This is a genomic window from Streptomyces sp. KR55 (genome assembly GCF_052245645.1).
Classification (GTDB): Bacteria; Actinomycetota; Actinomycetes; order Streptomycetales; family Streptomycetaceae; genus Streptomyces; species Streptomyces flavusporus.
The window spans coordinates 1-2653 of record NZ_JBQQCE010000785.1; the positions used below are offsets into that span (position 1 = coordinate 1).

A 2653-nucleotide genomic window follows, 5' to 3' on the forward strand; every position below is an offset into this window, starting at 1 on the left:
GAGCACCCCAACGGTCCCATCGACCCGGACGCTGCCGACCTCTGCCTGCTGTGCGAGACCCGCCGACGGTCAGGGACGAGGACACCACCCCCACGCTCCGCCGACACGGACGACGACGCGCCGCCCTCGCGCGTGCAGTCCCGGCACGGCATCCGCGCCGACCAGCCGCAGCCGAAGAAGCGCTGGATCCCAGAAATGTGGAACGGGCAGGCCTGGCAGCTGTGCGGCACGCCCCGCCAGAGCGAGCAGGAAGCCGAGCAGTATCTTGCGCAGCTGAGCCACGGCTCGGACGCCGCCTCCGCCTACCGACTGGTGTACGCCTTCACCGACCACCAAGTCCTGCGGGTCTGGGGGACACCAACGTTCACTCCGCGCCAGCCGTCCGAGCTATGACGACGCCTGAACCGCCGCGCCCCGGCAGTGGCATTGTCCTTGCCCGGGTGGCGCTGAGACGGGCCAAGGAGGACGCCCGGCGCGGCTGCTTCACCGACACTTCCACCTCCGTGCGCAAGAAGGTGGGCCGCGGTCGCACACCGCCGGCATCGCTCGCCGAGGTCGTGCTGGACTTGTTCGCCGAACGCGGCCTGGGCCACCTGGGCAACCCGACCTCGGCGTCCGTGATCACCCAATGGAGTTCCGTGGTCGGGCCGGTAGCCCGGCATGTGATCCCGGTCGGATTCGATGAGGACACGGCAACCCTCACGCTGCGCTGCGCATCGGCGGCGTGGCTCACTCAGATGCGGCTCATTGGGGATGCGTTGCTGAAACGCCTCAACGCCGAGCTCGGTCCCGGCAAGGTGCAGAGGCTCCGCCTGGTCAAAGGCGTGGTCCTTGACGTGCCGCGGCACGTGGATGCGCCCGAAGTGGCCCATGCTCTCGTGCGGAAGCCGCCGCCACCGCTGCCCGACCCCGACATCGAGGCGGCCCGGCGGCGCCAAGCGCAGAGCATGCCACGCGAGCCGGCCCGCCGAGCGAGCACATTCTGATCCGCCCACGATTCCCGCGCAGCCTCCGGAGAGGCGTCCGCCCGGCCGTGCGCTCAGCGGTTGTGCGCGTGGCCGATACCTGCGGCGAATGTGTCCTGGTCAGACGGGGTCGTGGATACGCTGGCCTGATGCCTGCGGGAGCGGGCTGCAACAGAGTTGACAGGGCAACAAGGGGGAGGGCCTGGTGACCGTCGAGGACGCCGACGCCGCGCTGCATCATCCGCACGACCTGCACGCCGAGAAGGCCGTGCTGAAGGCGATGCTGCAGTCCAAGGACGCCATCGCCGACATCGTCGAAGTCCTGGGCGGCCACGACTTCTACCGGCCGGACCACGGCCTGATCTACACCACGATCCTCGAGCTGTACGGCAGCGGTCAGGGCACCGATGCGCTCAACGTCGCTACTCATCTCAAGAAGCACGACCGCCTTGAGGAGATCGGAGGCGCCGACTACCTCACCGCGCTCGTGGCCGGGCCTTCTGCGTCCAGGAGCTGGATGGCGGAGGCTGAGCGCGTTCAGAGTGCCGCCATGTTGCGCCGGACCAAGAACGCCGCGATCCACATCGAGAATTTGGCGTCCGACGCGGAACCCGACGCGGCCGACCGCATCGCCGACCAGGCCCAGGCCGAGATGTACGCCGCGACCACGCGGCGGCGTCTGCTGCCGCCGGCCAGTCCGCTCGGTGACGTCATGGAAGACACCCTCGACTGGATCGAGGCGACCGGCGGCCGCGAGGCCACCCTGCCCGGCGTGCCGACCGGCTTCACCGACCTAGACGCCCTCACCGGCGGACTCCACCCCGGTCAGCTCATCGTCATCGCCGCACGCCCGGCCATGGGCAAGTCCACCCTCGCCTACGACTTCGTGCGCTCAGCCAGCATCAAGCACACGCTGCCCAGCGCCATCTTCACCCTCGAAGCCGGCCGCAATGAGGTCGGCATGCGGCTGCTGTCAGCAGAAGCCCGCGTCGCTCTGCACCACATGCGCTCTGGCACGATGACCGACGAGGACTGGACCAGGATGGCCCGGCGGATGCCGGACGTCAGCGCCGCCCCGATCTACATTCAGGACGGTTCCTACTCCAACCTCCACGACCTACGCGCCCACTGCCGCTACCTGCACAGCCGCTTGGGCGTCCAGCTCATCGTCGTCGATGCCGTGCACCTGATCACCTACGGCACCAGACCCCTGGGCTCGAGGTATGAGGAGATCTCTGAGATCGCCCGCTGCCTGAAACTGCTCGCCAAGGAACTGCAGATTCCCATCGTCGCCATCTCTACCCTCAACCGCGGCCCGGAACAGCGCGTCGACAAGAAACCGATGCTCAATGACCTGCGCGACTCCGGGGCTCTTGAGGACAACGCTGACGTCGTCATCCTCATCCACCGCGAGGATGCCTACGAGAAGGATTCCCCTCGTGCCGGCGAGGCCGACCTGATCGTGGCCAAACACCGCCACGGCCCCACCGCGACCATCGTTGTCGCCTTCCAGGGCCACTACTCCCGCTTCGTCGACATGGCGCAGACATAGCCACTTCGCCGGGTGTGTCAATTTAACGGCTGATCTTGGTTGTTGAGTGGTCAGTTGTTGCTCGGGGTCAGGCGGCCCTCGAAGGCGATCTGGAAGGCGTTGAGTGGGGCCTTCCAGCGCATGGTCCACCGCTTGC

At 67.8% G+C, this 2653-nt stretch carries 3 protein-coding genes; all 3 read left to right on the plus strand.

The features are described from left to right. Positions 1 to 393, plus strand: a 393-nt coding sequence (locus ACTWQJ_RS50040; protein ID WP_443312991.1) for a hypothetical protein, incomplete at its 5' end; no start/stop codon positions are given. Continuing rightward, positions 390 to 986: a DciA family protein gene (locus ACTWQJ_RS50045; protein WP_443312992.1), complete on the plus strand. Its 597-nt coding sequence runs from the start codon at positions 390 to 392 to the stop codon at positions 984 to 986. The genes ACTWQJ_RS50040 and ACTWQJ_RS50045, both read left to right, overlap by 4 nt. Positions 987 to 1245: 259 nt before the next feature. Continuing rightward, entirely contained in the window at positions 1246 to 2517 is a 1272-nt protein-coding gene (gene dnaB / locus ACTWQJ_RS50050; protein WP_443312993.1) for a replicative DNA helicase, read from the plus strand. The last annotated feature ends 136 nt before the right edge of the window (positions 2518 to 2653 follow it).

Bases quoted from the DNA above. Each gene is read 5' to 3' on its own strand.
- ACTWQJ_RS50045 (WP_443312992.1), top strand. From the start codon at position 390: ATGACGACGCCTGAACCGCCGCGCCCCGGCAGTGGCATTGTCCTTGCC.
- dnaB (WP_443312993.1), top strand. From the start codon at position 1,246: ATGCTGCAGTCCAAGGACGCCATCGCCGACATCGTCGAAGTCCTGGGC.